This window comes from Komagataeibacter ossonobensis, from assembly GCF_057359305.1.
Window position 1 is genome coordinate 1 of the sequence record NZ_JBXAYQ010000123.1, and the last position, 1,063, is coordinate 1,063.

The 1,063-nt window shown below is 60.8% G+C and carries 3 protein-coding genes; all 3 read left to right on the forward strand.

What is annotated here, in order from left to right; all coding sequences use genetic code 11:
- Positions 1-157 (forward strand): SDR family oxidoreductase (locus AC1RQ9_RS18975; protein WP_485988146.1); only part of this gene is annotated, 157 nt, incomplete at its 5' end.
- 31 nt (positions 158-188) lie between these two features.
- A complete protein-coding gene (locus AC1RQ9_RS18980) occupies positions 189-641 on the forward strand; it encodes an SRPBCC family protein (protein ID WP_053324080.1) in 453 nt (150 codons plus the stop codon).
- A partial coding sequence (locus tag AC1RQ9_RS18985) for an SDR family NAD(P)-dependent oxidoreductase (RefSeq protein ID WP_485988144.1) occupies positions 638-1,063 on the forward strand: 426 nt, incomplete at its 3' end. The genes AC1RQ9_RS18980 and AC1RQ9_RS18985, both read left to right, overlap by 4 nt.

Consider the following 1,063-nt stretch of genomic DNA (forward strand, 5'->3'; position numbering starts at 1 on the left):
CGATGCCACGGTCAACAGGAGCCTCGCAGAGATCACGCCGCTGGGGCGCGTCGGCCAACCTGACGACATTGGGGCCGCGGTCCGTGGCCTTCTGTCTGACGACATGCACTGGGTGAATGGCCAGCGCATTGAGGTGACGGGCGGCCAGTCACTTTGATCCCACACAGAAAAGGGCAGGGGGAGTCCGTATGATCAACGTTATGGCCAGCAGTGTCATCAATGCACCCGTTTCGTCCGTCTGGGAGCTGATCCGTGATTTTGGTGCCCTTGGTCGCTGGTTGCCGGGCGTGAAAAGCTGCGTGATCGAAGGCGATGATCCTGGCGACCGTGTCGGCGCAATCCGCCGTGTTGAAATGGGCGATGTCGGTGTGATCTGTGAACAGCTTCTGGCACTGTCGGATGTGGATCATGCGGTGACGTTCTCGATCATTGAATCGGCTCTGCCGATCCGGAACTACCGCTCGACCATCACGCTTCTGCCCATAACGGATGGCGATCGCACGTTTATCCGGTGGCGCGGTCAGTTCGAAGCATCGGCCGAACACGCAGCCAGCATGGAGACCCGGATGCCGACACACATCTATCAGCCGGCCTTCGACAGGCTAGCAGAAATTCTGGCGTTGAGGGAAACACGGTCATGACCAGCTTTCATGGTAAATCCGTTCTCGTGCTGGGCGGCAGTCGCGGGATTGGGGCCGCCATCGTGCGTCGCTTCGCAATGGATGGCGCGAAAGTCGTCTTTACGTATTTGTCCTCGCCTGACGACGCTCAGGAATTGGCTACAGAGACCGGAAGCAGGGCCCTGCGCGCCGACAGTGGCGACCGGGATGCCCTCATCGCGCTGATCAACTCGCTCGGCCCCTTGGACGTGCTGGTCGTCAATTCCGGAATTCTTGGCGCGGGTGATCCACTGACCATGCCGCCGGATGCCATCGACCGGCTTTTCCGCATCAATACCCACGCGCCTTATCACGCGGCGGTTGCCGCCGCACGGACCATGCCCGACGGCGGCCGCATCATTTTCATCGGCTCAGCCAATGCAGACCGTATGCCGATGAGCGGC

What these genes read in the sequence shown, in the direction of transcription:
- AC1RQ9_RS18980 (WP_053324080.1), top strand. Translation starts at nt 189, where the DNA reads ATGATCAACGTTATGGCCAGCAGTGTCATCAATGCACCCGTTTCGTCC.